Source organism: Sphingobium algorifonticola (assembly GCF_004005485.1).
Classification (GTDB): domain Bacteria; phylum Pseudomonadota; class Alphaproteobacteria; order Sphingomonadales; family Sphingomonadaceae; genus Sphingobium; species Sphingobium algorifonticola.
In genome coordinates this window covers 181,868-208,008 of record NZ_RZUL01000001.1, presented here as the reverse complement: position 1 = coordinate 208,008, position 26,141 = coordinate 181,868, and the positions used below count along the sequence as shown (strand labels likewise).

The 26,141-nt window shown below is 64.0% G+C and carries 28 protein-coding genes; 12 read left to right on the top strand and 16 right to left on the bottom strand.

The window, feature by feature from the left end; genetic code table 11:
- Positions 1–374: 374 nt before the first annotated feature.
- Complete coding sequence (locus tag ENE74_RS01060) at positions 375–2,120, top strand: methyl-accepting chemotaxis protein (protein ID WP_127688792.1); 1,746 nt, start codon at positions 375–377, stop codon at positions 2,118–2,120.
- Here ENE74_RS01060 and ENE74_RS01055 read toward each other — a convergent pair.
- Positions 2,117–3,664 carry a S1C family serine protease gene (locus ENE74_RS01055; RefSeq protein ID WP_127688791.1) on the bottom strand — a complete coding sequence of 516 codons (1,548 nt, stop codon included), beginning with the start codon at positions 3,662–3,664 and terminating at the stop codon, positions 2,117–2,119. The genes ENE74_RS01060 and ENE74_RS01055 overlap by 4 nt on opposite strands.
- A 138-nt stretch (positions 3,665–3,802) precedes the next feature.
- On the opposite strand from ENE74_RS01055, the gene ENE74_RS01050 reads away from it, so the two are divergent.
- A complete protein-coding gene (locus tag ENE74_RS01050; RefSeq protein ID WP_127688790.1) occupies positions 3,803–4,306 on the top strand; it encodes a DUF1203 domain-containing protein in 504 nt (167 codons plus the stop codon).
- Here the strand turns inward: ENE74_RS01050 and ENE74_RS01045 are convergent.
- Positions 4,278–4,436, bottom strand: a complete 159-nt coding sequence (locus ENE74_RS01045) for a DUF1289 domain-containing protein (protein ID WP_127688789.1) — start codon at positions 4,434–4,436, stop codon at positions 4,278–4,280. The two genes, ENE74_RS01050 and ENE74_RS01045, sit on opposite strands and share 29 nt — an antisense overlap.
- Before the next feature lie 117 nt (positions 4,437–4,553).
- On the opposite strand from ENE74_RS01045, the gene ENE74_RS01040 reads away from it, so the two are divergent.
- Positions 4,554–6,074, top strand: a complete 1,521-nt coding sequence (locus ENE74_RS01040) for a hypothetical protein (RefSeq protein WP_241241770.1) — start codon at positions 4,554–4,556, stop codon at positions 6,072–6,074.
- Positions 6,075–6,104: 30 nt separating this feature from the next.
- Here ENE74_RS01040 and ENE74_RS01035 read toward each other — a convergent pair whose 3' ends face one another.
- Entirely contained in the window at positions 6,105–8,273 is a 2,169-nt protein-coding gene (locus tag ENE74_RS01035) for a primosomal protein N' (protein ID WP_127688788.1), read from the bottom strand.
- Positions 8,274–8,351: 78 nt separating this feature from the next.
- Here ENE74_RS01035 and fsa point away from each other — a divergent pair, with 78 nt between their 5' ends.
- The gene (fsa, locus tag ENE74_RS01030; RefSeq protein ID WP_127688787.1) at positions 8,352–9,005 is read left to right on the top strand and encodes a fructose-6-phosphate aldolase; all 654 of its coding nucleotides are present in this window, start codon (positions 8,352–8,354) and stop codon (positions 9,003–9,005) included.
- Positions 9,006–9,188: 183 nt separating this feature from the next.
- Here fsa and ENE74_RS01025 read toward each other — a convergent pair whose 3' ends face one another.
- On the bottom strand, positions 9,189–10,400 hold the full coding sequence (locus ENE74_RS01025) for a penicillin-binding protein activator (protein ID WP_127688786.1): 1,212 nt from the start codon (positions 10,398–10,400) through the stop codon (positions 9,189–9,191).
- Positions 10,401–10,411: 11 nt separating this feature from the next.
- Here ENE74_RS01025 and rsmI point away from each other — a divergent pair, with 11 nt between their 5' ends.
- The 4 genes from rsmI (at position 10,412) to ENE74_RS01005 (ending at position 13,530) form a co-directional block, all read left to right on the top strand.
- Positions 10,412–11,275 (top strand): 16S rRNA (cytidine(1402)-2'-O)-methyltransferase, encoded by an 864-nt coding sequence (rsmI, locus tag ENE74_RS01020; RefSeq protein ID WP_127688785.1) that lies wholly within the window; start codon positions 10,412–10,414, stop codon positions 11,273–11,275.
- A complete protein-coding gene (locus tag ENE74_RS01015) occupies positions 11,272–11,640 on the top strand; it encodes a YraN family protein (protein ID WP_127688784.1) in 369 nt (122 codons plus the stop codon). Before rsmI ends, ENE74_RS01015 begins: the two co-directional genes overlap by 4 nt.
- 124 nt (positions 11,641–11,764) lie before the next feature.
- Positions 11,765–12,721, top strand: coding sequence for a glutathione synthase (gene gshB / locus ENE74_RS01010; RefSeq protein WP_127688783.1), 957 nt, complete (start codon positions 11,765–11,767; stop codon positions 12,719–12,721).
- 200 nt (positions 12,722–12,921) lie between these two features.
- Positions 12,922–13,530 carry a DedA family protein gene (locus ENE74_RS01005; RefSeq protein WP_127688782.1) on the top strand — a complete coding sequence of 203 codons (609 nt, stop codon included), beginning with the start codon at positions 12,922–12,924 and terminating at the stop codon, positions 13,528–13,530.
- On the opposite strand, the gene ENE74_RS01000 is transcribed toward ENE74_RS01005, so the two are convergent.
- Both ENE74_RS01000 and hemW read right to left on the bottom strand, forming a co-directional pair.
- Entirely contained in the window at positions 13,527–14,426 is a 900-nt protein-coding gene (locus tag ENE74_RS01000) for a tyrosine recombinase XerC (protein ID WP_127688781.1), read from the bottom strand. The genes ENE74_RS01005 and ENE74_RS01000 overlap by 4 nt on opposite strands.
- Before the next feature lie 9 nt (positions 14,427–14,435).
- Entirely contained in the window at positions 14,436–15,614 is a 1,179-nt protein-coding gene (gene hemW / locus ENE74_RS00995) for a radical SAM family heme chaperone HemW (protein WP_127688780.1), read from the bottom strand.
- Positions 15,615–15,626: 12 nt separating this feature from the next.
- Between hemW and ENE74_RS00990 the strand changes: the two genes are divergently transcribed.
- On the top strand, positions 15,627–16,220 hold the full coding sequence (locus tag ENE74_RS00990; protein WP_127688779.1) for a CAP domain-containing protein: 594 nt from the start codon (positions 15,627–15,629) through the stop codon (positions 16,218–16,220).
- Positions 16,221–16,230: 10 nt separating this feature from the next.
- Here ENE74_RS00990 and ENE74_RS00985 read toward each other — a convergent pair whose 3' ends face one another.
- The 6 genes from ENE74_RS00985 to ENE74_RS00960 all read right to left on the bottom strand — a co-directional run bounded on the left by ENE74_RS00985 (position 16,231) and on the right by ENE74_RS00960 (position 19,834).
- Positions 16,231–16,512 (bottom strand): DUF2218 domain-containing protein, encoded by a 282-nt coding sequence (locus ENE74_RS00985; RefSeq protein ID WP_127688778.1) that lies wholly within the window; start codon positions 16,510–16,512, stop codon positions 16,231–16,233.
- Positions 16,512–17,075, bottom strand: a complete 564-nt coding sequence (locus ENE74_RS00980; protein ID WP_241241769.1) for a PadR family transcriptional regulator — start codon at positions 17,073–17,075, stop codon at positions 16,512–16,514. The genes ENE74_RS00985 and ENE74_RS00980 overlap by 1 nt, the downstream gene beginning before the upstream one ends.
- Positions 17,076–17,447: 372 nt before the next feature.
- Entirely contained in the window at positions 17,448–18,020 is a 573-nt protein-coding gene (gene grpE, locus ENE74_RS00975; RefSeq protein WP_127688777.1) for a nucleotide exchange factor GrpE, read from the bottom strand.
- The gene (hrcA, locus tag ENE74_RS00970) at positions 18,017–19,060 is read right to left on the bottom strand and encodes a heat-inducible transcriptional repressor HrcA (protein ID WP_127688776.1); all 1,044 of its coding nucleotides are present in this window, start codon (positions 19,058–19,060) and stop codon (positions 18,017–18,019) included. Before hrcA ends, grpE begins: the two co-directional genes overlap by 4 nt.
- A gap of 37 nt (positions 19,061–19,097) precedes the next feature.
- Positions 19,098–19,307 (bottom strand): hypothetical protein, encoded by a 210-nt coding sequence (locus ENE74_RS00965; protein ID WP_127688775.1) that lies wholly within the window; start codon positions 19,305–19,307, stop codon positions 19,098–19,100.
- Positions 19,304–19,834 (bottom strand): DUF6438 domain-containing protein, encoded by a 531-nt coding sequence (locus ENE74_RS00960; protein WP_241241768.1) that lies wholly within the window; start codon positions 19,832–19,834, stop codon positions 19,304–19,306. Before ENE74_RS00960 ends, ENE74_RS00965 begins: the two co-directional genes overlap by 4 nt.
- 154 nt (positions 19,835–19,988) lie before the next feature.
- Between ENE74_RS00960 and rph the strand changes: the two genes are divergently transcribed.
- Both rph and rdgB read left to right on the top strand, forming a co-directional pair.
- Positions 19,989–20,717 carry a ribonuclease PH gene (gene rph / locus ENE74_RS00955; RefSeq protein WP_127688774.1) on the top strand — a complete coding sequence of 243 codons (729 nt, stop codon included), beginning with the start codon at positions 19,989–19,991 and terminating at the stop codon, positions 20,715–20,717.
- Entirely contained in the window at positions 20,714–21,355 is a 642-nt protein-coding gene (gene rdgB / locus ENE74_RS00950; protein WP_420902552.1) for an RdgB/HAM1 family non-canonical purine NTP pyrophosphatase, read from the top strand. The genes rph and rdgB overlap by 4 nt, the downstream gene beginning before the upstream one ends.
- Before the next feature lie 54 nt (positions 21,356–21,409).
- Here rdgB and ENE74_RS00945 read toward each other — a convergent pair whose 3' ends face one another.
- From ENE74_RS00945 to ENE74_RS00930, 4 genes are read right to left on the bottom strand one after another with little or no spacing between them, the layout of a single operon-like run.
- On the bottom strand, positions 21,410–21,904 hold the full coding sequence (locus ENE74_RS00945; protein WP_127688773.1) for a DUF3617 domain-containing protein: 495 nt from the start codon (positions 21,902–21,904) through the stop codon (positions 21,410–21,412).
- Between the two features lie 19 nt (positions 21,905–21,923).
- Entirely contained in the window at positions 21,924–22,763 is an 840-nt protein-coding gene (locus tag ENE74_RS00940; protein ID WP_241241767.1) for an arylamine N-acetyltransferase family protein, read from the bottom strand.
- Entirely contained in the window at positions 22,760–23,161 is a 402-nt protein-coding gene (locus ENE74_RS00935; protein WP_127688772.1) for a VOC family protein, read from the bottom strand. The genes ENE74_RS00940 and ENE74_RS00935 overlap by 4 nt, the downstream gene beginning before the upstream one ends.
- 25 nt (positions 23,162–23,186) lie before the next feature.
- Positions 23,187–23,759, bottom strand: coding sequence for a DUF3617 domain-containing protein (locus ENE74_RS00930; protein WP_164847347.1), 573 nt, complete (start codon positions 23,757–23,759; stop codon positions 23,187–23,189).
- 68 nt (positions 23,760–23,827) lie between these two features.
- On the opposite strand from ENE74_RS00930, the gene uvrB reads away from it, so the two are divergent.
- Positions 23,828–26,011, top strand: a complete 2,184-nt coding sequence (gene uvrB, locus ENE74_RS00925; protein WP_127688770.1) for an excinuclease ABC subunit UvrB — start codon at positions 23,828–23,830, stop codon at positions 26,009–26,011.
- Positions 26,012–26,141: the final 130 nt, after the last annotated feature.

Below are 26,141 nucleotides of genomic sequence, written 5' to 3'. Positions count from 1 at the left end.
GAAAGTCCTCCGCTGTGCAATGGCGCTCATGCCAAGAAGGGGAGGTGGTTGCCCCACCCCCCTGATGTGCGCGCCGGTTAGCAGGAGGGGTGTAAGGATGCAAGACGCCACGGGCGATTAGGTGGCAACGGGTCGCGCCGCCAATATCGCGGCCAATGATGGGCTTGTCCGCCACGGGCACCTGCATGATCGCTGCGGCATTTCGCAGGCGCGCAGTCGGCAAAGGTTAACGTCTTCATGACAGTAATATGACGGTTTTGTGTCACTTATTGCTGCACTGGCGGCGCGCGATCGCCGCCCGCGTTAACCATTTTTTATGGCGCGATGGCGCATAGGCCGTGCAACAAAAAATCATTGCGGTCGAGTGTTCCTGTATGACGTCCTGGCTTCAGCATGCGCATCGTTTCCTTCGCGGTGAAGGCCGGTCGCTTGGCAATCATGTGCGGATCGTGGTGGCGATCCTGGTGGCGCTGCTCCTGTTCCTCACGCTCTCGGTCTTCGGGGCCTCGATCGTCAACCAGAACGGGCTGTCGCGGCTCGTCGAAAACCGCCTCGTGCCGATCAGCACTCTGCAACATGCGATGAACGGCTATGGTCAGGCGCTGGTGATCGCGAACAAAGTGCAAAGCGGCAACATGACGCCGCAGGGCGGCGCGAGCGCCGTCGATTCGCTCCAGGGTGAAATCGCCGCAGACTGGGTCAGCCTTGCCGAAGCGGCACCGGAAAAGGCCGGCGGCATCGCCTGGACCGACATGGCGGACGAACGCGCGCGCGCCGACGCTGCGCTGGTACAGCTTGCGCGCCTTTTGCAGGCAGGGGATGCCGATGCACTCGATTTCTTCCTGTCCGGCACTTTCTACACGCAGGTCGGGCCGCTGCTGATGAATGCGGAACTGTATATCCGCGGCCTGCGCGATCTTGCCAATGCGGAACGGGACGGGCTGCGCATCGGCGGGGTGCTGACCCAGGGGGCGATGGCCATGATCATGATCTTCGGTCTGATCGGCGGCTATGCCACGTTGCGGATCGCCAATCGGCGGATCGTGGAGCCGCTGGGCCAGATTGCCGCCTATACCGCCAGCACCGCGATGGATGAGGAAGCCGACGTGCCCGGCGCGGATCGCAGCGACGAAATCGGTGACATTGCCCGCGCGATCGGGATTGCCGCCACACGGGCGCGGGAAGCGCGGCAGGCGGCGATCGCGCGCCATGCCGCCGAAGCCAATCTGCGCCACATGGAACATGCCGCGTCCGAAGCGGCGATTGCCCGCGCCAGTCTGCTGGACGGCCTGTTCGCACGCTTCGGTGCGGAACTGTCGCATCTGGTCGACGGGCTGGCGGCAGCGGCAGCCTCCATGCGGGCCATGGCCGAACAGATGACGCAGACGTCCGCCTCGTCCGAAATCATGGCGTCGCGCGCGGCGCAGGATGTCGAGGCGATCGCGCAGACCATGGGACAGATGGAAGCCGCCACCGGCACCTTGCGCGCCATTATCCGCGACGTCGACGCCAGCGTCGATTCGGCGCGCGTGCAGGCGAGCAGCGTTCATGCGCAGAGCCAGCACAACCGCACCTACGCGCATGATCTGCGCACCCTTGTGCAGGACATCGGCGGCGCGCTCGACCAGATTACGGGCATCGCGCAGCAGACCAACATGCTGGCGCTCAATGCCGGAATAGAGGCGAGCCGGGCTGGTGACGCCGGACGCGGCTTTGCCGTGGTGGCGCAGGAAGTGAAGGCACTCGCCCGACAGACGCAGGCCGTCGCCGGTGAAATCGGCCAGCAACTGCATCGGATCGCCGCGACCAGCGACGAGGTGCTCGAGAGTGTGTCGCTCGTCGAGCGGATGGCCGCCGGGCTGGATGGTAACGCTGACCGGATCAGCGAAGCCGTCGCCACGCAAAGTGCCTCCAGCCGGGAAATCGTGGCCGCGATGGACGATGTGCGGCGCGGATCACGCGACGCGGCGGGCGGCATGGCCGACTTGCAGAATCAGGCGAGCGACGTCCGCGCGGCCGCACACAGCCTGCTCGCCACGGCCGACGATATCGCCCGCAAGGCCCATCGGCTGCGCGACGAGTTCACGGCCTTGTCAGGCGAAGTGCGCGCGGCCGCCTAAGGCGCGGCAATGCCTTTCCCGCATTGATAAACGAGCCGCTCATTGGGTTGCAGGGGCAGGAGTGCGCGCAGATCGTTCTGCATGCGCGCCAGCCCGGCCAAGGCTGATGCATCGCTCGTGCAGGCCCCTGCGTCGGTGCGGGCGCGAATGGCGCGGGCGCGCTCGAGCGTGTCGGCATCGACCAGATAGCGTTCGCTGCGCAGCGCCCCGGTAGCGGGATCGAACCGTGTGACGGTAATCGCGGCATCGTCGGGCGCGCTGGCTACCTCGATCCACTCTTCGCCTTCCCGTCGATATTGCCGTTTGCCGTTTGCGCAGCCCGTCGCCGTCCAGTTGAGCGGCACGTCGGTCGTTGGTGACACGGTAATGCGGCTGCGTCCTTCATCGATGCGGCACAGATTGTCGCCGGTCGCGTCATAGCCGATCGTCTGGATCGTGGTGACCGCGCCGCTTTCCACGCCGGTCCGCGCGACGCGATCCTCGATGCCGGAAAAGCTGGGGCGGAGCAGGAAAATCGCCAGCGCGCCAACCAGCAGCGCACCACCGCCGATGCCGAACCACAATGTCGGCTTTTGCTTGCCCTGCGTGTAATTGAGACCCGCGGCCCCGGCTGCCAGCACCGCCAGCGCCAGCAGGACGGCGGCCAGCGCCATCATGTTTTCCCGCGCGGCAATAATGTCCTGTTCGGCCGCTTCGCGCGCCTTCGCCAGCGCCGCCGCCTGCGCCTCGCTGCTCGCGCGCGTGGCGGCATCCTGTTTCGCGGCGAGCGCCGCCACGCGCTGCGCCTCGGCCTCGTCGATATCGGCGAGCGAGCGACAGGGCGCCGACGTGCGCAGGAACGTGACCCCCGCCTGCCGCAGGAAAGAGGCGATCTCACGGTTGGAGACGGCAAAGCCGAACTCCGCATCATTGCCGTCCGAAATCGAACCGAAGCTGTTGAGGCCAAGCACCCGGCCGCAATCGTCGACGAGTGGCCCGCCGCTGTTGCCCGACGCCAGGGGGGCCGTGTGCAGCAGCGTATCGAAGGCCTTGCCCGACCGGCCTGAGGAAATGTTGCCGCCGGTCTTCACCGCGATCATCGGCTCCACCATGTCCTTCAGGCCCAGACCCTGCGCGCGATCGACCGTGCCGGGATAGCCAATCGCCGTCACATGCTGTCCATCGGCGATCGCTCCGGCGTAAAAGCTGCCCGGCGGCAAGCGCCCGTCCTCCATCTGGATCAACGCCAGGTCATTGCCCGGCGAGTAAGCGATGATCCGCCCGCCATAGCTTTTCTTGCCTTCGGACGGCACGATGCCGATCACGATGTCCTTTTCGTCGCGCGCCAGCTCTACGACATGGGCGTTGGTCAACACTTTGTCGGGTGCGACGACAAGCCCGCTGCCATGGCCCACGAAATAGGCCTGTGCGCCGTTGCTGGCGACGAGTGCGACGCGCACCACGCTGCGTGCCGCGGCGGTCAGGTCCATCTGGTCCGCGCGCGCGGTGGCGGCAAAGCCGGTCAGGATAAGGATGGCGGCAATGCGGCGCAGCAGGGATGTCATAGGCCGCGATACATATGGCCAATAGCTGCAAAGGGAAATGGGAAAGCACGGCCGGAATATCGTCGCAAGTATCGGGAAGATAGCATTTGGCGCAGCATTTATGCCCAGGGCTCAACGTTACAGAGCAGGAATGGCATAATGACATACCGTATCACAGGTTTGCACCCTTCCATCGTACTGCCTTACCGCGGGTTGGACGATTTGGCGCTTCGGACGTTCGGTGCTTGCAGGATAATCGCTGATAATACGCCGGGCTATCCATGCCGTATCACTCTTGAAGATGCGCAGCCCGGCGAACCGCTGATATTGTTTCACCATCTCAGCCATGATGTTTCTACGCCGTTCCGCAACAGTTTCGCCATTTTCGCGCGCGAACATGCGGACCGGGCAGCCGAATGGCACGATGCCATACCGCCTGTTATGCAGATCAGGACATTGGGACTGAAAGGCTATGACGCGCAGGGCATGATGATAGACGCGCGGCTCTCATCAGCTGGGGAAGCGGATAGCTCCATCCGTGTGCTTTTCGCCAATCCTGCCATTGCCTATATTCATGCCCATAATGCTGCGCCGGGATGTTTCGCTGCGGCTATATTGCGTGATGAGCCCGCCATCAGACCGATTTCTTCACCCTCTTCATGATTGCCAGCCGCTCCTGATCGGTCATGATACTCCATCGTCCGATCTCGTCGAGCGTCCGCCCGCAGCCCAGGCATATATGTCCCCGCGCATCAAGCGTGCAGACTTTCGTGCAGGGGGAAGGGATCGTCATCGGGGTGCGATAGCGGCTTGCACAATGCTGTCAATCCGGGCCTTTCGGACATATTTTCAGCATTTATCTGGCGTCGCAGATCGGGCAATAAGGCGGAAGCAGCGGGGAGTGGGCGCAATGAAGATGCGGCAGGTCGGGGCTATGCTGGCAGTCGTGATCGCAATGTGGCTGTGCGGCGCACCGGCGCATGCCGCTTGGAACGAGGCGCGTTCCCGGCATTTCATCGTCTACAGCGACGGATCGGCGAAGCAGTTGCAGACCTTCACCGCACGGCTGGAGAAGTTCGATTTTCTGCTGCGCAAGCTCACCGACACGCTGGACGATGAGCCGGGTGCCCCGGTCGTCGTCTACACTTTGCCCAATGCCGGGTCCGTCGCGCGGCTGACGGGGCGCGACAATCTTGCGGGCTATTACCGGCAGACCCAGCGCAACGGCTATGCCGTGGTCGGGCGGGAGCGCAAGGACGGGCAGTTCGATCTGGGCGCGGAGGAAATCTTCTTCCACGAATATGCCCATCATTTCATGCTGCACTATTTCCCCGTGGCCTATCCCGCCTGGTATGTCGAAGGGTTCGCGGAGTTCTATTCGGTCATCAAGTTCAAGCCCGATGATACGATCGAGTTCGGCTATCCGCCCCTGTACCGGGCCTATGGGCTGGTCAGCATGCAGCCGCTGCCGGTCGCGCAACTGTTCGCCGGGCAGACGGAACGGATGAACGCCATGACGGTCGACCGCTTCTACGGCACGGCATGGCTGCTGACGCACATGTTCCGGTACAAGACCGCGCGTGGCGACGAGTTTCACAAATATCTGGAAGAAACAGTTGCCGGCAAAGGCAAGGATGCCGAAAGCTATTTCGCGGGCGGGTTCAAGGCGCTGGACAAGGAATTGCGCGCTTACATGACCTCGCGCATGTCGATCAGCCGGATGACGCCGCGGGAGGTGCCGGACTTCCCCGTCACAGTGGCGCCGGTGGAACCGGGGCAGGCCGCGATGATGATGCTGACGTTGCGCAGCATGCAGCCGATGGACAGCGACGGCCTTGCCCGTCTGGCACAGGAAATACGCGCTACCGCCGCGCAACATCCCCAGAGCAGCTATGCACAGACATTGCTCGCTGAAGTCGAACAGGCTGCCGGACAGCCTGACGCCGCGCTCGCGGCTGCGGACCGGGCGATTGCACTCGATCCCAAAAACGCCCGCGCCTTTGGCACCAAGGCCGATATTCTGCTCGATCGCGCGGCGGGAACCGACGATGCCGCCAAATGGCGCGCGGCGCTGACGGCGATCGTGCAGGGGAACAAGGCCGATACCGAGGATGCCGTCCCGCTGTTCCAATTCTATCGCTATCACCAGATGCGCGGCGGAACCATGCCGCAGATCGCCTATGACGGGCTGAACAAGGCGTTCGCGCTGGTCCCGCAACACAGCGGCTATCGCTTCACGCTCGCCATGTCCTATGCCGACCGCAAGAAGTTCGCTGTTGCTGCGCGGCTGCTCGACCCCATTGCCTTTTCACCGCATGCTTCGCCCGCGCGCGACGGGGCGCTGCGCTTGCGCGAGGCGCTGTTGCGGGCGGAAACGACGGGCAGGCTGGAGCAGCCGATCGACATCGAGACGGTGCGACTGGAGGAGTAGCGGCCGGGAACAGTGCAGCGCCGCGCGCGGCTAGAGGAAATTATAGGGGTCTATGTCCACCATGACCCGTGTTCCCGATTTCCAGACGATAGCATCCAGCCATTCCCGGATCACGCTTTGCACGTCGAGCTGCCGGGTCGCATGCACCAGCAGCCGATGGCGATGTCGCCCGCGCAGCACGGCGAGCGGGGCGGGGGCGGGGCCATAGACGCGCATACCCTCGGCATCCGGGGCGCTTCGCCCGATCAGCTTCGCGACATCCTGCGCTTCGGCCGGATCGTCGCTCGAAACGATGATCGCGGCGAACCGGCCGAAGGGTGGGGCATGGGCGTGGCGACGGCTGGCGGTCTCGGTCGCGTAGAACGCTTCCGCATCGCCGCTGATGAGCGCCTTGATGACGGGCGCTTCGGGCATGCGCGTCTGGATGAAGACGCGGCCCGGCTTCACCCCGCGCCCGGCCCGCCCCGATACCTGCACGATCTGCTGAAAAGTCCGTTCGGACGCGCGCAGATCACCCCCTTCCAGCCCCAGATCCGCGTCGATCACCCCGACCAACGTCAGATTGGGAAAGTGATAGCCCTTGGTGACGAGTTGCGTCCCGACGATGATGTCGACGGCTCCGCCTTCGACGCTTTTCACGAAATCGGCGGCGCGTACCGGGGAGGACAGCGTGTCCGACGTGGCGATGGCGGTACGCGCCGTTGGCCACAGCATCGCCACCTCATCGGCAATCCGCTCAACGCCGGGACCGCAGGGGACCAGCGCGTCCTCGCTCTTGCAGTCGGGGCAGGCCTTCGGCACCGGGATCACATGGCCGCAATGGTGGCAGGCAAGTCGTCGGGTCAGCCGATGTTCGACCATCCAGGCGGTGCAGTTGGGGCATTGGAAACGATAGCCGCAATGGCGGCACAGAGTCAGCGGCGCATAGCCCCGCCGGTTGAGAAACAGCAGCGCCTGCTCCCCCTTTGCCATCGTCTCGTCGATCGCATCGACCAGCAGCGGCGCGATCCAGCGTCCGCGCTCGGGTGGATGGGTAAGCAGGTTGAGCCCGATGATCTCCGGCATTTCCGAGCCGCCATAGCGCGCAGGCAGCCTGATTTCGGTGTAACGCCCCAGCTCGACCTGATGCCGTGTCTCGATCGCGGGGGTCGCCGAGGCCAGAATGACCGGGCATTTTTCCATCAGCCCGCGCATCACGGCCACGTCACGGGCATGATAATGTACGCCATCCTCCTGCTTGAAGCTCGTTTCATGCGCTTCATCGACCACGATCAGGCCCAGTTGCGGATAGGGCAGAAACAGGGCGGATCGCGCGCCGACGACGACCTTCGCCTGGCCGGACGCGATGGCGCGCCAGGCCCGCCGCCGCTCCGACTGCCGCAGGCCGCTGTGCCAGGCGACCGGTACTACGCCGAAACGCCGGGTAAAGCGGTCGAGAAACGGTTCCGTCAGCGCAATTTCGGGAAGGAGCACCAGCGTCTGTCGCCCGTCGCGCAGGGCGCAGGCGACTGCCTCGAAGTAAACTTCGGTCTTGCCCGATCCGGTCACGCCGTCGAGCACGAACGGCCGGAAATCGCGCGCCGTGACGGCTGCTGTCATCTGTTGCGCTGCGGCGCTTTGCGCGTCCGACAGAGCGGGCAGATGATAGTCGGGATCAGGTTCGGGAAAAGGTGTGTCGGTGCTGACTTCGACGGCCTCGAACGCGCCGCTCTTTACCAGGCCGCGCATGACCGCGTCGGACACACCGCCGATCGCCGCGAGTTCGCGTATCAGCCCCTGCCGGTCGCCGATCCGCTCCAGCGCCTGCGCGCGCGGGCCGGTCAGCCGATCGGGCACATGGCCGGTCGCCCGATACTCGATCGTCGTGCGCGCGCCCTCCAGCGCGCTGTGCGAAGCAAGCGCCATGCGCAGCACTGCGGCTGGCGGCGCCATATAATAGTCTGCGGTCCATTCGATAAGGCGGCGCAGGGGCGCTGGGATCGGCGGCGCATCCATGACGGAAAGGAGCGGGCGCAGACGGTTGTCGCCGACCGGTTCGACATCGGGGAAGCGGTCGTCCTCCCACACAACGCCGACCAGCTGGCGCGGGCCGAGCGGGGCAACGACAATGCTGCCGGGTTCCACCGCCATCCCCTGCGGCACGCGATAGTCGAGCGGGCCGAGCGCGGCATTGAGAATAAGGACGCGGGCGCGAGTCATGATCTGCGCCCTACCCCAAGGGGGTTTGCGCGCCTATAGCGACGCCATCGAATCACCGTGCCGAAAGGGGCAACTGCCATGAAGTTCTTCGTCGACACCGCCGACACTGCCGAAATCCGCGATCTTGCCGCCACCGGCCTGCTTGACGGGGTGACGACCAACCCGTCGCTGATCGCCAAATCGGGCCGCAAGTTCCTTGAAGTGGTCGAGGAAATCTGCGGCATCGTCGAAGGGCCGGTTTCCGCCGAAGTGGTCGCGCTCGACCATGAAACGATGATGAAGGAAGCCGCCGTCCTGCGGAAGATCGCCGACAATGTCTGCATCAAGGTGCCGTTGACGATCGATGGCCTGAAAACCTGCAAGGCGCTGTCCGACGATGGCGTGATGGTCAACGTGACGCTGTGCTTTTCCGCCAATCAGGCCTTGCTGGCGGCCAAAGCCGGGGCGGCGTTCATTTCTCCCTTCGTCGGCCGGCATGACGACAACGGCTTCGATGGCATGGCGCTGATCCAGGACATCCGCCTGATCTACGACAATTACGCCTTCGACACCGAAATCCTGGTCGCGTCCGTACGCCATCCGATTCATGTGCTGGAAAGCGCGCGGATCGGCGCCGACGTGATGACCGCGCCGCCCGCCGTCATCAAATCGCTGTTCAATCATGTGCTGACGGACAAGGGCATCGCCGGTTTCATGGCCGACTGGGCCAAGACGGGGCAGAGCATACTCTAGGCACGATTGTCATTGCCGCGGCAGGGCAACCGGTCACGGCGCTCTCCATGCGCGTCATCCTGAACTTGTTTCAGGATCCATTAGCTCTGACTTGGGGGCGTCATTGACGCATTCGAGCCAATGGATGCTGAAACAAGTTCAGCATGACGAAGTACATTAGAAACAGATTTCCGATCGAACGCCTTACTCCCCGAACCCTTTCGGTGCGGGATCGACGACCGAGAAGCTGCCTGCGTTGACCTGGCTGACTTCCAGCGCGCGTTCGGCGATTCCGGTGCGGCCGAAGCGGAAGGCGCCGTCGATCCCCGCAAAGCCGCCCGCATCGGCCAGCCGCCGGGCGGGAAAGGCAGTGCCCACTTTCCAGTCCTGCGCGATCCGCACGGTCAGCAGCACGGCGTCATAGCCGAGCGACGACAGGCGGAACGGCGTCGTGCCGAAGCGGGCGCGATAGCGCGTCGCAAGTTGCCCGTAGAGACCGTCCGAAACGCTTGCGAACCATGCGCCGCGCAGCGCGGGCGATCCGGCGATGGCGCTTTCGGTATTCCATAATTCGGTGCCGAGCAGTTGTGCGCGCGCGCCCTTCACGCTCTTGCGCAGGACCGGCGCGGCCTGAAGCGCGATCCGGCCGCCATCGGCGATCAGCACCGCGTCATAGGGTGACGCCGCATCCAGTTTCCTGACCGCAGCGGTGATCGATGCGGGCGCGCGATCGAACGGCTGCATGGAGACGACGGTGCCCCCTGCGCCCTCGACGGCCCGCAGCAGCGATGTGCCCGCCCGTTCGCCATAGGTGCCGCGCGGCACCAGCGCGGCAAAGCGGCTCATGCCCTTGCTGCGCGCGAAGGTCACGACTCGCTCGATCGATTGCGTCGGGCTGTACCCCATCAGATAGACGCCATTGCCCGCGACGCTGGTGTCGTTGGAAAAGCTGATGACGGGCACGCCCGCCTTCTGCGCGATCGGACCGACAATCCGGGCATCCTCGGCCATCAGCGGCCCCAGGATCAGACGGTTGCCTTCGGCCAGCGCGCGGGCCGTGGCGGCGGCGGCACCGGCGCCCGTGTCATAGGTCGTGATGCGGACCTTTTCCGCTTTCGTGTCCAGCAGGGCAAGCGTCGTGGCATTGGCGATCGACTGGCCGACGCCGGCATTCGCGCCGGTCATCGGCACGAGCAGGGCGACGCGATGCCGCTGGCTATCGCTGGGCAGGCCCGGTTCGACCGGGCGCGGCTCCACAGGGTCGGCCGGACCGGCAGGACCGCCCGGCTGCGTGCCGCGCGGCACGATCGTCTGGCACCCCGCCACCGTCAGCGCGGAGATAGCGAACGCGATTCGCGCGCCGCGTTTGGCCGCTGGCAATATGCCTGCTTGCGGTCCGGCATCCCTCTCTGTCATCTGGCACCCTTATGGAAACGGACAATCATGACTCTGTCAGCGCGGAGACCCCGCTGGAGCCCGGCCTATATATCGTGGCCGGGCCGATCGGCAACCTTGGAGACCTGACCCCGCGCGCTGCCGAAATATTGCGCCGCGCCGATGTGATCGCGGTGGAAGATACCCGGGTGAGCGCGAAACTGCTGCGGGTTGCCGGGGCGGATACACCGATGGTCCCTTATCATGACCACAGCAACGAGAGCCTGCGTTTGCGACTGGTCGAGCGTATGGCGGGGGAAGCCGTTGCCTTGCTGTCCGACGCGGGAACGCCGCTGATCTCCGATCCGGGATACAAGCTGGTGCGTGACGCGCGGGCAGCGGGCCGGTTCGTCACCAGCCTGCCGGGGCCGAGCGCGGCGATTGCGGCTCTGACATTGAGCGGCCTGCCGACCGACCGCTTCCTTTTCATGGGCTTTCTGCCATCGAAGGCCAAGGCGCGGGACGACGCGCTGCGCGAAGTGACGGGACTGCGCGCCACGCTGGTCTTCTATGAAAGCGGCGCGCGTCTGGCGGAGAGCCTCGCCGCCATGGCTGCTGCGCTGGGCGACAGGGACGCGGCGGTGGTGCGCGAAATCAGCAAGCGGTTCGAGGAAACGGCGACCGGCACGCTGTCCGCACTGGCTGCGCGCTATGGCGATGCGCCGCCCAGGGGCGAGATTGTCGTGGTCATTGGCCCGCCCGGCGAAGCCCCCGCCGCCAGTCAGGACGATGCCGACGCCGCGCTGATCGCCGCGATGGCGCATTTACCAGTGTCAAAGGCGGCAGGCGAGGTAGCCAAGGCGCTAAGAATGGACCGCCGCGCGCTCTACGCGCGCGCCATGGAACTGAAAGGATGAAGAAGCCCGATGCGGCCAGACTTGCCGCCGAGAAACGCGGGCGGCAGGCGGAGCGCCTGTGCGGATGGTGGCTGCGGCTCAAGGGCTGGCAGATCATCGGGCGGCGGGTACGCACACCGCTGGGAGAAATCGATCTGATCGCGCGCAAGCCCGGTATCGTCGCCTTCGTCGAAGTGAAGGCGCGCGGCCGCGCAGCCGAACTGGATTTCGCGATCGACGAACGCCGACTTGCGCGGGTGGCTGCGGCAGCGGAAATCCTGGCCGCCACCTACTGCCAGCCGGGCGATGACATGCGAATTGATGTGATGCTCCTTGCGCCGGGCCGTCCGCCGCGCCATCTGACCAACGTCTGGCATGGGGGTTAATCAGATATTCCCCCGTTCGGGCTGAGCGAAGTCGAAGCCTTCGCCTGAACGAAGTGAAGGCACCTCGCTACGCTCGGCATGGCCCTTCGACAGGCTCAGGGCGAACGGAAGGAAAGAATAGCGCATGTCTCTCAATGTCGCCGTGCAGATGGACCCGATGGAGTCGATAAAGATCGGCGGGGATTCGACTTTTCATATCATGCTGGCAGCGCAGGCGCGGGGCCACCGCCTGTTCCACTATCTCGCGCCCGACCTCACCATGCGCGACGGCCGGGTGATCGCCCAGGCGCGCCCGGTCGAGGTGCGCAAGCAGGAAGGCGATCATTTCACCTTCGGTGAACCGGTGCGGATCGATCTTGGCCGGGACGTGGACGTCGTGCTGATGCGGCAGGACCCGCCGTTCGATCTGTCCTACATCACGGCGACGCATCTGCTGGAGCGGATCCAGGGTGAAACGCTGGTGGTCAACGATCCCGCCGCGGTGCGCAACGCGCCCGAAAAGATATTCGTGCTCGATTACGCGCGCTTCATGCCGCCGACGATGATTACGCGCAGCCTGGCCGAAACCCGTGCCTTTCTGGCGGAACATGGCGAGATCGTCGTCAAGCCGCTTTACGGCAACGCCGGGACGGCGGTGTTCCATGTCGGCGGCAGCGGGGCCAATTTGTCGGCGCTGGTGGAACTCTTCAACGCCTCATGGGTCGAACCTTTCATGGTACAGGCCTTCATTCCCGGCGTGGCGAGCGGCGACAAGCGGATCGTGCTGATCGACGGCGAAGTCGCCGGCGCGGTGAACCGGATTCCAGGCAAGGGCGAAATCCGTTCCAACCTTGCCGTCGGCGGTTCGGCGGCGAAGACCGAGCTGACCGCACGCGAGCGAGAGATTTGCGCGGCGATGGGGCCGGAATTGAAAAAGCGCGGACTGCTGTTCGTCGGCATCGACGTGATCGGCGGGGAATGGCTGACCGAGATTAACGTCACGTCGCCGACTGGTATCGTTTCGATCGACGCTTTCGACGGGACCGATACGGGCGGCATGATCTGGAACGCCATCGACGCGCGGCTCGCGGCGCGGGCTTAGATCACCCCTCATGGTCTTGGATCGATTTCCTCCTCTCCTTTGGGAGAGGGCAGCGAGACTTGGGACCCCGGCCTTCGCCGGGGTGCCTAGTCGCAGCGGGAGAGGGGTTGCACGCTTTCGATGGGTTCCAGCCCCTCTCCAAGTTCCGGTAAGCCTTCGGCTAACCTCCACTATCCTCTCCCACTGGAGAGGATGAGGATATGACCAATTGGGTTCTCCACCTCATTGACGCGGGCGGCTATTGGGGCATATTTGTCCTGATGGTGCTCGAAAATGTGTTTCCGCCGATCCCGTCGGAACTGATCATGGGCATCGGTGGCATCCGCGTCGGGCAGGGGCGTCTGGACATGGTGCCGCTGCTGATGGCAGGCACGGCTGGAACCACAATGGGCAATTATGTGTGGTATCTGATTGGCTGGAAACTGGGCTTCACCCGGCTGAAGCCGCTGATCGACAGGTTCGGCCGCTGGGCGACTCTGGAATGGCGGGATGTCGAGGCGCTCAATCGGCTGTTCGCACGGCGCGGTCAGGCCATCGTGTTCGTGTTTCGCTTCATGCCCGCGCTGCGCACGATGGTGTCTCTGCCCGCAGGGCTGTTCCGCATGGGCCATGTCCGCTTCCTTTTGTGGACGGCGGCGGGCGCGCTGATCTGGAATGTGATTCTGGCCTATGCGGGCTTTGTGCTGGGAGCGAACTTCAAGGAGATCGATCGCTATATCGGCCCGGCGGCGACCGCGACGGTGGCGTTGGCGATCGCGTTCTACATCTATCGGCTGATTACCTGGAGACCGTCCAGCCAAACCGATTAGGCGCGGGGATGCGCATTGCGATAGACGTCAAGCAGATGGGCCGCATCGACCTGCGTGTAAACCTGCGTCGAGGACAGGCTGGCATGGCCGAGAAGTTCCTGAAGCGCGCGCAAGTCCGCACCGCGGCCGAGCAGATGCGTCGCGAAGCTGTGGCGTAGAGCATGGGGCGTGGTGCGCGCTGACAGGCCCAGCTGGCCGCGCGCATTCTGCACGGCGCGACGGATCAACGCGGGCGATAGCGGCCCGCCGCGCGCGCCGCGAAACAAGGCTTCGCCCGGCATTGCAGGATAGGGGCATAGCGCCAGATAAGCGTCGATAGCCTCGCGCACCTGCGGCAGGAGCGGAACGATCCGGGTCTTGTTGCGCTTGCCCGTTACGCGCAGTGTCGGCTGCAGTGGCAAGACATCGCCGGTGAGCGCCATCGCCTCGCCGATGCGCAGCCCTGCGCCGTAGAGCAGCAACAGCACCGCCCAGTCGCGCGCGCCAATCCACCCTTCGCGCGCGTCATCGGCCACCGTCTGCGCCAGAGCAACCACATCGTCGGGATTGACAGGGCGAGGGACACCACGCTTCACCCGTGGCCCTTTCAGCACCGGCACCATCGCATCCGCGCCGCCGACAAAGCGCAGGAACCCGCGGATGGCCGACAGGTCGCGCGCGGTGGTGAGATTGCCGATTCCGTCGGTGCCACGGCGCTGCGCCAGGAAACTGCGAATATCGGCCGACGTCAGCCGCGTCAGCGCATCGCGGGTGACGGCGGCACCTTCATGCGCCACAAGGAAAGCCACCAGCCGCTCGGCCGTGGCGACATAGGCGCGTATCGTATGTACCGACCGTCGCCGGTCCTGCGCCAGATACGCCCGCCAGTCTTCGATCAGGGATTGGGCAGCGGTCATGCCCGGCCGCTATAGCATGATCTGCGGCAGGATGGCATCGAGCAGCAGCATGCCGGTTGGCAACACCCGCAATTGCGATCCCTCCACCGCGATGAAGCCCATCGCCGATAGCCGCGCTATCGCAGCATCATCCACGAGTGCCCCATGTGTCACGCCGGACAAAGCGGCAATGGCGGCCAGATCGACGCCTTCGCGCAAGCGCAGGCCCATCAGCAGCGCCTCTGTCGCACGATCGCGCGGCGACAAGGCTTCCTCGCTTTTCAGCCCGTGGCCGTTGCGCCCCACGGCATCCATCCAGTTTTCCGGTTTGCGGTGACGCTGGGTGGCCATTCCGCGGCGCCGTCCATGTGCACCCGGACCGATCCCCACATAGTCGCCATAGCGCCAGTAGGTCAGATTATGGCGGCTTTCCTGGCCTGGCTGAGCATGGTTGCTGATCTCATAAGCGGGCAGGCCGGCCGCGCCCGTCATCGCCTGCGTCACTTCATAGAGGGTTGCGCCGTGATCGGGATCGGCGGGTGTGAAATGGCCCTGTCGCACCAGAGTTTCAAAACGGGTGCCGGGTTCGATCGTCAGTTGATAGAGCGAAAGATGCCCGGTGCCGAAGCGAAGCGCCTGCGCCAGTTCCGATTCCCAGTGTGCCGCGCTTTGACCAGGGAGGGCATAGATGAGGTCAAACGTCACCCGGTCGAACACCGCCTGCGCCATGTCGAGCGCCGCAAGCCCTTCGCTTACGTCGTGGGCACGGCCCAGAAAGCGCAGGGCGGCATCGTCCAGCGCCTGCAAACCCAGCGAGACACGGTTGACACCCGCTGCCGCCAGATCCGCAAAACGCGCCGCCTCGACCGAACTGGGATTGGCTTCCAGCGTGATCTCGATGTCGGGGGCGAACTCCCACTGTCGTGCCGCACCGGCGATCAGCGCGGCTGCAATGCGCGGCGGCATCAGCGAAGGCGTGCCGCCGCCGAAGAACATCGAACCCAGCCGGCGCGTCGGCGTGACGGCGGCTTCATGCGCCATATCCGCCAGTAGGGCCGCCTGCCATGCGGCCTCGTCGATATGTTCGCGCACATGGCTGTTGAAGTCGCAATAGGGGCATTTGGAAACGCAGAACGGCCAGTGGATATACAGCGCCAGATCGGCGGTTAGGCTGTTGTTCAGGGTCAGCGCGGCAGAAGGAGACGACATAAGAGGGTCTCTATGCGGATTTTGGGGTGGTGGCTACTCGGGCTTGCGATGGTGCCTGCTGTCGTGCCGAGCATGGCGGGGGCGCAGACGCGGCGGCAATCCAATATCCGTTCGGTCTGGAAAGAGCCGGAGCGTGCGCGCCCGCGCGGCGAACGCCTGTTGCGGGCCGTGATGCTGGATGTGCACAATGAGGAACGCGTGGCCATCGGCATGGCCCCGGTGACATGGGACGCCACTCTCGCCGCGCAGGCGCTGGTCTATGCGCGGGAACTTGCGCGCCTGCGCCGGTTTCAGCACAGCGCGAAAGCCAGCCGTCCGACGCCGCAGGGCGAAAATCTGTGGATGGGGTCGCGCGGTGCCTTCACCTACGAAGAAATGAGCGAGGCGTGGACGCGCGAGAAACGCTATTACCGTGCGCGCCCCGTCCCTGATTTCAGCAGCACCGGCGACTGGCGCGACGTCGGCCATTACACGCAAATGGTCTGGCACAACACGACAGCGATCGGTTGCGCGGTCGCATCGAACGACCGCGACGACTATCTGGTGTGCCGCTATTCCCCGCCCGGCAACGTCTATGGAAGGACGATCTACGGGGCGGAGAAATAGCAGCCTGCCCTCATGTCCAGTCGAACGGCAGCGGCGCTTCGCGGAAGGCGAAGCGGTCGAGATGGTTGGCGACCACGCCTTTCATTCGCTCCACGGTTTCGGCGTCCTCCGCCTCGATCGTGACCAGCAGACTGTCGGGCTGGGCCGTCATCGTCGCGACGGCATTGGGGAAAGTGACGGTGCCTTTCTCGGCAGTGAACTCGACCGTCAGCTTGTGGCTCCAGTGCTTGCAGAGTTGCTGGAGATATTTGCTGCCGCTTTCGGTCGGCACGGTGGCGCTGCTGCTGGCCATTATTTCAGCCTTTCGATCTTGCTGGCGGCTTCATCGATCAGCGCCGCCACGTTCAATATCGTGTCTGCGTCCGCCGCATCACTGCTCAGCCGGTTGTGCAAAGCCATTTTCAGATTGTCCATTGCCCGGCGGATCGGTGCGCCGTCGGTGCGTTCGGCGCGCTTGGCGAGCATATCGAGCCGCCCGAGCGCATCGAGCGTCTCGTTGCGCTTTTCCTCCAGCAGCGTGATACCGGCATCGGTGATGCCGAACAGCTTGCGCGCGCTTTCGCCCGGCTGCTCGACGATCATTTCCATGTCGGCGAGCAGGGTGAGCATCGGGTAGACGACGCCGGGGCTGGGGGCGTAGGCACCGTTGGACAGGCCCTCGATCGCGCGGATCAAGTCATAGCCGTGGCGCGGGCTTTCGGCGATCAGATGCAGGAGAATGAGTTTGAGTTCGCCTGCGTCAAAGAGGCGACGGCGCCCGCCGCGATGACCCATCGGGTTGCCGTCGTCGCGCCCGCCGAAGCGGCCACCTGGCCGACCGCCGCCGAAAGAAGAGCGTCCCCCGGAGGCGGCCATGGGGCCACCGCGCGCGGTACGAAGGGAATGGAGTGTAGAGAATCGCATCATGGTTCCTTAAAGAGCGTTTCGATGCACTCAAGATATATCTGAAAGAAAAACAGTCAAGATATATCGTGAAATAATTCGTTGATGGCGCCCGTCGGCCCGGTCATACATGGTTTCCCTGCGCAAGCAGGGGTCCAAGGATCGGGATGCTATCGCTTGTGGCCCTGGACCCTTGCTTGCGCAGGGGAACGGAATACACCTGCTCAACGGGTCTCAATTTTCCTCATCGTCACCCCAGCCTTCGTCGGGGCGATGGCGATATGAAAACGGCGGCGATCCCCTGGATCACCGCCGTCTGCCTGTCTCGTGCAAATCAGGGCAGGCTTACTCCACCGCCTTGGCCACTCCCACGAACGCTGGCCGCAGCAGCCGGTCCTTGATCCGGTATCCCGCCTGCATTTCCTGCACGACCGTGCCGGGTGCGGCATCGGCAGACGGGATTTCGACCATGGCCTGATGCAGATTGGGATCGAGCGGCTGGCCCATCGCCTCGATCTTCTCGATGCCGTTCTTGCGGAACACGCTGTCCAGTTCGCGGCCGGTCGCTTCAAGGCCGACGACCAGCCCCTTCATCTTCTCGTCCTCCCGCAACTCCGCCGGAATCGCCGCGAGCGCCCGCGCCAGATTATCGGCGATCGTCAGCATGTCGCGCGCAAAGCCGGTCGCGGCATAGGCACGCGCGTCGACCAGTTCCTTTTCCAGCCGACGTCGCACATTCTGTGTTTCGGCGTGGGCATAGAGCACGTCCTGCCGTGCGACCGCCAGTTCTTCCTCCAGCGCGGCGATGCGCGAATCGCTCGGCGCGCTCTCGCCTGTTTCGGTCATGACCGGCGCGGCATCGGCGGCAGTATCGTTGCTGTTTTCGTCCATCATGCGTTCGGTATCAGTCTCGCTCATCTCATCAATCTCGACAGGGTCTGTGCCGTGAAATCCACCATGGGTATCACGCGCGCATAGTTCAAGCGGGTAGGGCCGATCACCCCGACCACGCCGACGACACGGCCATCGCCCGCGCGATAGGGCGCGGCTATGACCGAAGAACCGGACAGGGAAAAGAGCTTGTTTTCCGATCCGATGAAGATTTTGGTCGCGCTGCCTGCCAGCGCGCTTTCGAGCAGGCGCGATATTTCCTGCTTGCCTTCCAGCTCGTCCAGCAATTGCCGCACCCGTTCCAGATCGGCAGAAGCATTGTCATCGATCAGGTTCGCCTGTCCCCGCACGATCAGCACCGGGCGGTCGCTGATGTCGGTGGACCAGATGGCAAGACCCCGATCGACGAGTTCGCGCGCCGCGCCGTCCAGCGCCCGGCGGTCCGCCGCCAGTTCGTGCGCCAGCCGGTCCTGCGCCTGACGCAGCGTCAGGCCCGACAGCCGGTTGGAGAGATAGTTGGCCGCTTCAGTCAGCATGGAGGGTGTCACGCCCGGCGGTAGGTCAAGCACCCGATTTTCCACCGTACCGTCCTGCGCCACCAGGATCGCCAGCGCCTGTCCCTCGTTCAGCGCGACGAAGCCGAACTGGCGCAGAACTGGCTCGCGTTTTGGCACCATGACGATACCGGCACAGGCGGACAGGCCCGAAAGGGCCAGCGTGGCGGCGGACAGAGCATCCTCGATCGGCCCGCCTTCGGTCACCTGCATCTCGATGGCGCGGCGTTCCTCCGGCGACGGCTCGGCTGCCTGCATCATACCGTCGACGAACAGACGCAGCCCCGTTTCGGTCGGCATCCGCCCGGCGGACGTGTGGGGCGCGGCGAGCAGGCCCATTTCCTCCAAGTCCTGCATCACATTGCGGATGGAGGCGGGCGAGAGGTTCAGCGTCGCCAGCCGGGCTATGGTCCGGCTCGCGACGGGCGTTCCGGTGCCGAGATAATTTTCCACGACCAGGCGAAAGACATCGCGCGCGCGGTCCGTCATTTCGGTGATGGGAGCAGTCGTCATCGCCCTTATGTAAGCTGCATCGGGCTGTCGCTCAATGCTATCGCCCCAGCCGCGCCGAAAGCGCCAGCATGGCCGCGCCCAGCCCGGCCAGCCCTGCGCCCCGCCATGCCCAGGGGCGCATGTCGATCATGAAGCTTTCCGCAGGCCATTTCACATAGCCGGTTCCCTGGCCGACCCACAGCAGACCCATCAGCAGGAACGCCATGCCAAAGACGCGCAGCAGGCGGGGCAGGATCGTCGGCTTCATGATCGCGCTTTCCCTGTATTGCTGCCCGGGGTTATCATCGGTTCGATATCGAGCATCCGTGGAACGGCGGCAATGGCGGCGCGCAGCCGCGCATTTTGCGGATCGTGGCAACCGCCATAATAGTCGATCTGGGTGCGTGGCTGATCGCGCCATGTCCAGCGAATCTGATAGGACGGCATGTCGGTTGCCATGCGGCGGCAATCGGCATCGCCCGCCCCGATCCGCTTTTCCGTGCCTGTCGCAGGCCGGAAGGGTGCCAGGCTGTCGCGCAGTCGGCGATATTGCTGCGGCGTCACCGTGAAGCGGGTCTCGCCGGGAACCGACGTATGCTTTTCCGGAACGAGGACACCCGATCCATCCGGTTCCACGGTCACGCTGTAGACGGGGCACGCACCCATGCAGCGCCCGGCAGCGAAACGGATGGTTTCACCCTGCATGGCCACTGGCGACGGTGCTGGCGTGGTGGCGCACCCCGCCAGCGCGCCCGTCAGCGTCATGATGATGAATGCCGCCTGAAATCCCTGCATGCCTGCCTCTCGTCATGTCCGGCGCCGGATCGCCGCCCTTGCCACCCCTCTAGCGTCTTTTGGTCGCGTGGTGCACTTTTCTGTTCACCATGCTGGTCAGCAGCAACGCCTGACGCTAAGCCCCGCGTCAACGCTTTTTGAGGAGTCTTTGTTCATGCGCCCATCCGGCCGCACCCCCGATCAGATGCGGGCCATTACCATGGAGCCTGCCTTCACAATCCATGCCGAAGGGGCCTGCCTCGTCAGTTTCGGCAATACCCGCGTGCTGTGCACGGCCTCGGTCGAGGAGAAGGTGCCGCCCTTCCTGCGCGGCAAGGGCGAAGGCTGGGTGACGGCGGAATATGGCATGTTGCCACGGGCCACGCATACGCGCGGATCGCGGGAAGCGGCCAAGGGCAAGCAGTCGGGTCGGACACAGGAAATCCAACGTCTTATCGGTCGTTCCTTGCGCGCTGTGGTCGATCTCAAGAAACTGGGCGAGCGGCAGATCACGCTCGATTGCGATGTTATCCAGGCCGACGGCGGCACCCGCACTGCCTCTATCTCCGGCGCATGGGTGGCGTTGCGTATCGCGGTCGACGGGCTGATGGCGAAGGGCCTGCTGAAGGAAGATCCGATCGTACAGAAGGTCGCGGCGATCAGCTGCGGCACCCACAAGGGCACGCCGGTGCTCGATCTCGACTATATCGAAGATTCGAGCGCGGAGGCGGACGCCAATTTCGTTCTGACCGGCGACAGCAAGCTCGCCGAAGTGCAGGCGACAGCCGAAGGAGCGACGTTCGACGAGGAGGAACTGCTGCGTTTACTGCGTCTTGCGCGGATAGGTTGCAACGAAATCTTCAAGGCGCAGGACGCGGCTGTTTCGGGGGCGACCAGCCGGTGAGTGACTTTATCGCCGATGATCCCAACGGCCCGCAGGCCATTCGCAAGCTGCTGCCCGGCAAGCTGGTCATCGCCAGCCACAATCCCGGCAAGGTCCGGGAAATCCGGGCGTTGCTTGGTCCCTATGGCGTTGAACCGATTTCGGCGGCGGACCTCGATCTGCCCGAGCCGGAGGAAACCGGCACCACCTTCATCGCCAATGCCGAACTGAAGGCGATGCAGGCGGCGGACCTTTCGGGGTTGCCGGCCCTGTCCGACGACAGTGGCCTGTGCGTCGATGCGCTGCTGGGCGATCCGGGCATCTTTTCGGCGCGATGGGCGGGACCGGCCAAGGATTTCGATCTGGCGATGGCGTCGGTCTGGCAAAAAGTCGAGGCCGCCGGGCCCGGCGCCAGCCGTTCCGCCCATTTCGTCTGCGCACTGGCGCTGGCATGGCCCGACGGACATGTCGAGGCGTTCGAGGGGCGCGTCGATGGAACGCTGGTCTGGCCGCCGCGCGGGGGCAATGGCTTTGGCTATGACGCGATGTTCCAGCCTCTCGGCCATGCGATCAGCTTCGGCGAAATGGACCCCGAAGCGAAACATGCGATGAGCCACCGGGCAGATGCCTTCGCGAAGCTTGTGGCGGCGGTTTTCTAGCCAAGGTTTTCGCTTGTTCTGCTGACCATCGTCAGCGCATCAGCGCAGCAATCCTCACTCGGCTTCACAATCCCCCGTCCGCTTGCCTGACAGGTCGTGCGTCGTGCGCAGAACCGCTTTGCCGCCAACGGTCTGGGTCATGCTCACGCCCAGGGTTAGGCTGTCGGCTTTGTAATTGCCTTCCACGACCAACTCGGATGTGCCGGCCCCAGCCTTGCAGGCCAGGGTAGCGATGAAGCGGCCCTTGCGAATACTGGCGTCGGTGTAAGAGCAATCCGTGCCTTCCCGTCCCGCCAACGCGTCGGCGTCCGGGCGTCCTTCCGTATCCACCTTGAGGCACAGTTTCGCTTCGCTGTTGCTGCCGACCATGCGGGCATAGTCCTCTGCTGTGGTCGTGGGCGTGTTGTAGCCCGTCTGCGTCCGCTTGAATGTCCAGGCGCCGGATTGCAGGATGACTGGTGCTGGTTCCGGCTTTGGTTGCGGCGCCGGTTCCGCATTGCATCCCGCCAGTGCCATCGTCAGCAAGGCCGTCAACCGATATCGCCGCATAGCCGTCTTCTCCCCTGTGTCAGGATTGCATCCCGTGAAACAGATGCTCTACCTGCGCATCGGACAAGGCAAGCCCCATGTGCTGCGCCAGCACAGCCCGATACTCGCCTGGCGAGGCGATGGTGCGATGGCGGCTTTCGCCACCGCCATGTTCGGAAAGCTGCCTGTCGACCAGCGAGACGAAGCCGTTTTCGGTCACGCGGCTCGCGATGGCCAGCGTGGTGAAGCGGGTTCCGGGGCGTGTCGATGTCCAGTGATTGGAAAGTTCCAGATCGACGCTCTCCACCGAATCGAGAGTAAAACTATATTGCCGCTGCCAGTCGCGGGTCGGCATGCTGCGACCGTCGGTGGGGCCTGAGTCGCCCGCGCGCTCCAGCATCCATGCGCGGTCGTCCAGCCGGATCAGCCGGTGGGCGGTGCCATCAGGCGCGCTGTGCGCCGCCCCGTCGTCAAGTAGCATCGGCGGCGAAAAGCTGCCGCCAAAGCCTGCGTCCGCAATCCATGCCCGACCATCGATCGTGACGAGATTGAACGTGTGCGTCAGCGGTGGCGTCGTTTCCGCCATCAGCCACACGCGCGCGAGCAGCGGGCGGGTCGTAAAGCCGAGCGCGCGGAGCGCGTCAAGAAAAAGACTGTTCTGTTCGAAACAATAGCCGCCGCGACGCCCCGTCACCAGCTTGGCAAATATCGAAGCGGGATCGATATGGATGCCGACGCCCAGGGGAATGTCGAGATTCTCGAACGGAATGGCCAGCCGATGCGCGCGATGCACCGCTGCCAGCCCGGCGGCATCGGCAGCCGGTGCATAAGGCAAAGCGATGCGTTCGAGATAGGCAGGCAGATCGAAAGGCTGGATCAATCGGCCGGTCCATATTTGAACGCGGCGAGCTTGTTGCCTTCGGGATCACGGAAATAGGCCGCATAGAATGCCATATCTCCTTCTTCGCCACGCAGGCCGGGCGGGCCTTCGCAACTCCCGCCCAGTTCGAGCGCCCGCGCATGGACCGCATCGACAAGCGCCCGGCTGTCCAGTTGCACGGCGACCATATTGCCATTGCCCTGAGTCGCGGCCGCGCCGTCGAAGGGATGCGTAATGACGAAGCCCGGTTCCGTCATGGACCGGCCATACATGGTGAAGCCGCCCAGTTCCTCGCCAAACTCCATGATGCGCGATGCGCCGATCATGCCGAGCAGGCTGTCGTAGAACTGTCGCGCCGCCGCGATGTCATTGGTTCCGATAGTGACATAGCCGATCATCGTTCGTCTCCCACAGTGCCCGCGATCAGCCCGAAATCTTGGCGTCGGTTCCGCTTCCTTCCGGGCAGGCACCGATGCGCTTCCCGCTGGTCTTCATTTTCATCTGCATGGCCATGCCGTTTGGCATGCCGGTCAGTTCGGTCTCCATCGCCATGGCATAGCTCGCCGGAAGATAGGTGCCGTTCATCGTCATTTTCATCGTCGCCTTGGGATTGTCGGGCGGGCTGCATGTCATCGCGCCTTTAATGGTGCCACCGGCCATCCGCATGTCGCTATAGGTGCATTTCGCGTCCTTCTGCGCGGCGAGGAAATCCGCGCCCGGATTGGCCGCCTGCTCCGGCGTCACGCAATGCTTCACCGTATTCTTCTGGCCGATCATCTGCTTCATCGCCTCGGCAGGCATGCCTTCGGGCACGCCCGTCATCTTCACATCGACGATTTCCTGGGTCGCTTCCCATTCGCCCGGCTCCAGCTTCACGGAATCCATGGCGTCGGCAACCTGCTTGGCGCTCATCGGGCCAGTGGCGGCCTGTTCCGCGCCTTTGTCGCATCCGGCCAGCATCAACGCCGCGCAGCCCATCACGATCACCGTTTTCATCGTGGCACTCTCCCGTCTGCGCGCGCAGTTGTTGCGCGGGCCTGTCGGGCAGACCATATCAGTGCGCGATGGCTATTCAAATCCGAACCTCGCTCGCCGAACCCGAAACCGGGAAGGACTTTGTGCCGCACCGCCCCGCGCGCCCGGAAAAAAGCGAAGGCGGCAGGCCGTTTACGCTGGTGTCCGATTATGAACCCGCGGGGGACCAGCCGACGGCGATCGCGGAGCTGGTTTCATCGGCGCGCGCGGGTGAGCGGGACCAGGTACTGCTGGGCGTCACCGGTTCCGGCAAGACTTTCACCATGGCCAAGGTAATCGAGGCGGTGCAGCGCCCCGCGCTGATCCTTGCGCCCAACAAGATTCTCGCTGCGCAGCTTTACGGCGAGTTCAAAAGCTTCTTCCCGGACAACGCCGTCGAATATTTCGTCAGCTATTATGATTATTACCAGCCCGAAGCCTATGTTCCGCGCTCGGACACCTACATCGAGAAAGAAAGCTCGGTCAACGAAAGCATCGACCGCATGCGCCATTCGGCGACGCGGGCGCTGCTGGAGCGGGACGATGTCATCATCGTGGCGTCGGTATCCTGCCTCTATGGCATCGGTTCGGTCGAGACCTATTCGGCGATGACCTTCGCCATGAAGAAAGGCGAAGGCGCCGACCAGCGCGAGATCATCCGCAAGCTGGTCGCCTTGCAATACAAGCGCAACGACATGGGTTTTGCACGCGGCAATTTTCGCGTGAAGGGCGACAATCTGGAAATCTTCCCCAGCCATTATGAGGATACCGCCTGGCGCATCAGCTTCTTTGGCGACGAGATCGAGGAAATCGCCGAGTTCGATCCGCTGAGCGGCAAGCGCGTCGCGACGCTCGATTATGTGAAGGTGTTTCCCAACAGCCATCACGTCACACCGGGGCCGACGCTCAAGCAGGCGATGGAAGCGATCCGGTTCGAACTGGCCGAGCGGCTGAAGGAACTGATTGCCGAGGGCAAGCTGCTGGAGGCACAGCGGCTGGAACAGCGCACCCATTTCGATCTGGAAATGATCGCGGCGACCGGAAGCTGTGCGGGAATCGAGAATTATTCGCGCTTCCTCACCGGTCGCCTGCCGGGCGAGCCGCCGCCGACATTGTTCGAGTATCTGCCCGAAAACGCAATCCTGTTCGTCGATGAAAGCCACCAGACCGTGCCGCAGATCGGCGCGATGGCGCGGGGCGACCACCGGCGGAAGATCACGCTGGCCGAATATGGCTTCCGCCTGCCAAGCTGCATCGACAATCGGCCGCTGCGTTTCAACGAATGGGACGCGATGCGACCGCAGACGGTCAGCGTCTCCGCCACGCCCGGCAACTGGGAAATGGAACAGACCGGCGGCGTGTTCAGCGAACAAGTGATCCGTCCCACTGGCCTCATCGACCCGCCGGTCGAGATAAAGCCGGTCGAAGATCAGGTGGACGACCTTATCAACGAAGCGCGCAAGACGGCAGCGGCGGGCTATCGCACCCTCGTCACCACGCTTACCAAGCGTATGGCGGAGGATTTGACCGAGTTCATGCACGAGGCGGGAATCAAGGTCCGCTACATGCACTCGGATGTCGAGACGCTGGAGCGTATCGAGCTGATCCGCGACCTGCGGCTGGGCGTCTATGACGTGCTGGTCGGCATCAACCTGCTGCGCGAGGGGCTGGATATTCCCGAATGCGGGCTGGTGGGCATATTGGACGCCGACAAGGAAGGCTTCCTCCGCTCCGAAACCTCGCTGATCCAGACGATCGGGCGTGCCGCGCGCAATGTAGACGGGCGGGTGATCCTCTATGCCGATCGCATCACCGGCAGCATGGAACGCGCGCTCAACGAAACCAACCGGCGGCGCGAAAAGCAGGAAGCCTATAACCGCGAACATGGCATCACGCCGACCACGATCAAGCGCAACATAGGCGACATCATCGCCCATGTCTCGAACAAGGACAGTGTGCTGGTGGATACCGGCGACGCCGATCGCCCGCACATGGTTGGCCACAATCTGCGCGCCTACATAGAGGATCTGGAAAAGAAGATGCGCGCCGCCGCCGCAGACCTGGAGTTCGAGGAAGCCGGCCGCATCCGCGACGAAATCCGCAAGCTGGAAGCGGAGGAACTGGGGCTGCCCGCCGATCAGCAGGTCGCCGCGCCTAGGGGAAGGGCGAGCGAGGGGAAGCCGGGCACGCGAAAGATGCGGTACGGGAAAGTGCAGCGGAAGATGGGGCGGTAGGTCGATTTACTAATGATACTGCGTTCGTCGCCTGGTTCGTAATCACAACATTTCAATTATTTATCGTTCTGAATAAATCAAGATTACATGGCCGCTGTTCATGGTGACCTATCTTTTCGCACTCGCCTAT

Excerpts from the sequence above, each read along its gene's own strand:
- ENE74_RS01055 (WP_127688791.1), bottom strand. The coding sequence starts at position 3,664 with ATGACATCCCTGCTGCGCCGCATTGCCGCCATCCTTATCCTGACCGGC.
- ENE74_RS00980 (WP_241241769.1), bottom strand. The coding sequence starts at position 17,075 with ATGGCCGCCTCCGGGGGACGCTCTTCTTTCGGCGGCGGTCGGCCAGGT.
- hemW (WP_127688780.1), bottom strand. The coding sequence starts at position 15,614 with ATGTCGTCTCCTTCTGCCGCGCTGACCCTGAACAACAGCCTAACCGCC.
- fsa (WP_127688787.1), top strand. The coding sequence starts at position 8,352 with ATGAAGTTCTTCGTCGACACCGCCGACACTGCCGAAATCCGCGATCTT.
- ENE74_RS00945 (WP_127688773.1), bottom strand. The coding sequence starts at position 21,904 with ATGCGGCGATATCGGTTGACGGCCTTGCTGACGATGGCACTGGCGGGA.
- ENE74_RS00965 (WP_127688775.1), bottom strand. The coding sequence starts at position 19,307 with ATGAAGCCGACGATCCTGCCCCGCCTGCTGCGCGTCTTTGGCATGGCG.
- ENE74_RS01045 (WP_127688789.1), bottom strand. The coding sequence starts at position 4,436 with ATGACGATCCCTTCCCCCTGCACGAAAGTCTGCACGCTTGATGCGCGG.
- rsmI (WP_127688785.1), top strand. The coding sequence starts at position 10,412 with ATGGAAACGGACAATCATGACTCTGTCAGCGCGGAGACCCCGCTGGAG.
- ENE74_RS01015 (WP_127688784.1), top strand. The coding sequence starts at position 11,272 with ATGAAGAAGCCCGATGCGGCCAGACTTGCCGCCGAGAAACGCGGGCGG.
- uvrB (WP_127688770.1), top strand. The coding sequence starts at position 23,828 with ATGGCTATTCAAATCCGAACCTCGCTCGCCGAACCCGAAACCGGGAAG.
- gshB (WP_127688783.1), top strand. The coding sequence starts at position 11,765 with ATGTCTCTCAATGTCGCCGTGCAGATGGACCCGATGGAGTCGATAAAG.
- ENE74_RS00960 (WP_241241768.1), bottom strand. The coding sequence starts at position 19,834 with ATGCAGGGATTTCAGGCGGCATTCATCATCATGACGCTGACGGGCGCG.
- ENE74_RS00935 (WP_127688772.1), bottom strand. The coding sequence starts at position 23,161 with ATGATCGGCTATGTCACTATCGGAACCAATGACATCGCGGCGGCGCGA.
- grpE (WP_127688777.1), bottom strand. The coding sequence starts at position 18,020 with ATGAGCGAGACTGATACCGAACGCATGATGGACGAAAACAGCAACGAT.
- ENE74_RS01025 (WP_127688786.1), bottom strand. The coding sequence starts at position 10,400 with ATGACAGAGAGGGATGCCGGACCGCAAGCAGGCATATTGCCAGCGGCC.
- ENE74_RS01060 (WP_127688792.1), top strand. The coding sequence starts at position 375 with ATGACGTCCTGGCTTCAGCATGCGCATCGTTTCCTTCGCGGTGAAGGC.
- ENE74_RS01000 (WP_127688781.1), bottom strand. The coding sequence starts at position 14,426 with ATGACCGCTGCCCAATCCCTGATCGAAGACTGGCGGGCGTATCTGGCG.
- ENE74_RS01035 (WP_127688788.1), bottom strand. The coding sequence starts at position 8,273 with ATGACTCGCGCCCGCGTCCTTATTCTCAATGCCGCGCTCGGCCCGCTC.
- ENE74_RS01005 (WP_127688782.1), top strand. The coding sequence starts at position 12,922 with ATGACCAATTGGGTTCTCCACCTCATTGACGCGGGCGGCTATTGGGGC.
- ENE74_RS00985 (WP_127688778.1), bottom strand. The coding sequence starts at position 16,512 with ATGGCCAGCAGCAGCGCCACCGTGCCGACCGAAAGCGGCAGCAAATAT.
- ENE74_RS01050 (WP_127688790.1), top strand. The coding sequence starts at position 3,803 with ATGACATACCGTATCACAGGTTTGCACCCTTCCATCGTACTGCCTTAC.
- rph (WP_127688774.1), top strand. The coding sequence starts at position 19,989 with ATGCGCCCATCCGGCCGCACCCCCGATCAGATGCGGGCCATTACCATG.
- ENE74_RS00930 (WP_164847347.1), bottom strand. The coding sequence starts at position 23,759 with ATGAAAACGGTGATCGTGATGGGCTGCGCGGCGTTGATGCTGGCCGGA.
- ENE74_RS00990 (WP_127688779.1), top strand. The coding sequence starts at position 15,627 with ATGCGGATTTTGGGGTGGTGGCTACTCGGGCTTGCGATGGTGCCTGCT.
- hrcA (WP_127688776.1), bottom strand. The coding sequence starts at position 19,060 with ATGACGACTGCTCCCATCACCGAAATGACGGACCGCGCGCGCGATGTC.
- ENE74_RS01040 (WP_241241770.1), top strand. The coding sequence starts at position 4,554 with ATGAAGATGCGGCAGGTCGGGGCTATGCTGGCAGTCGTGATCGCAATG.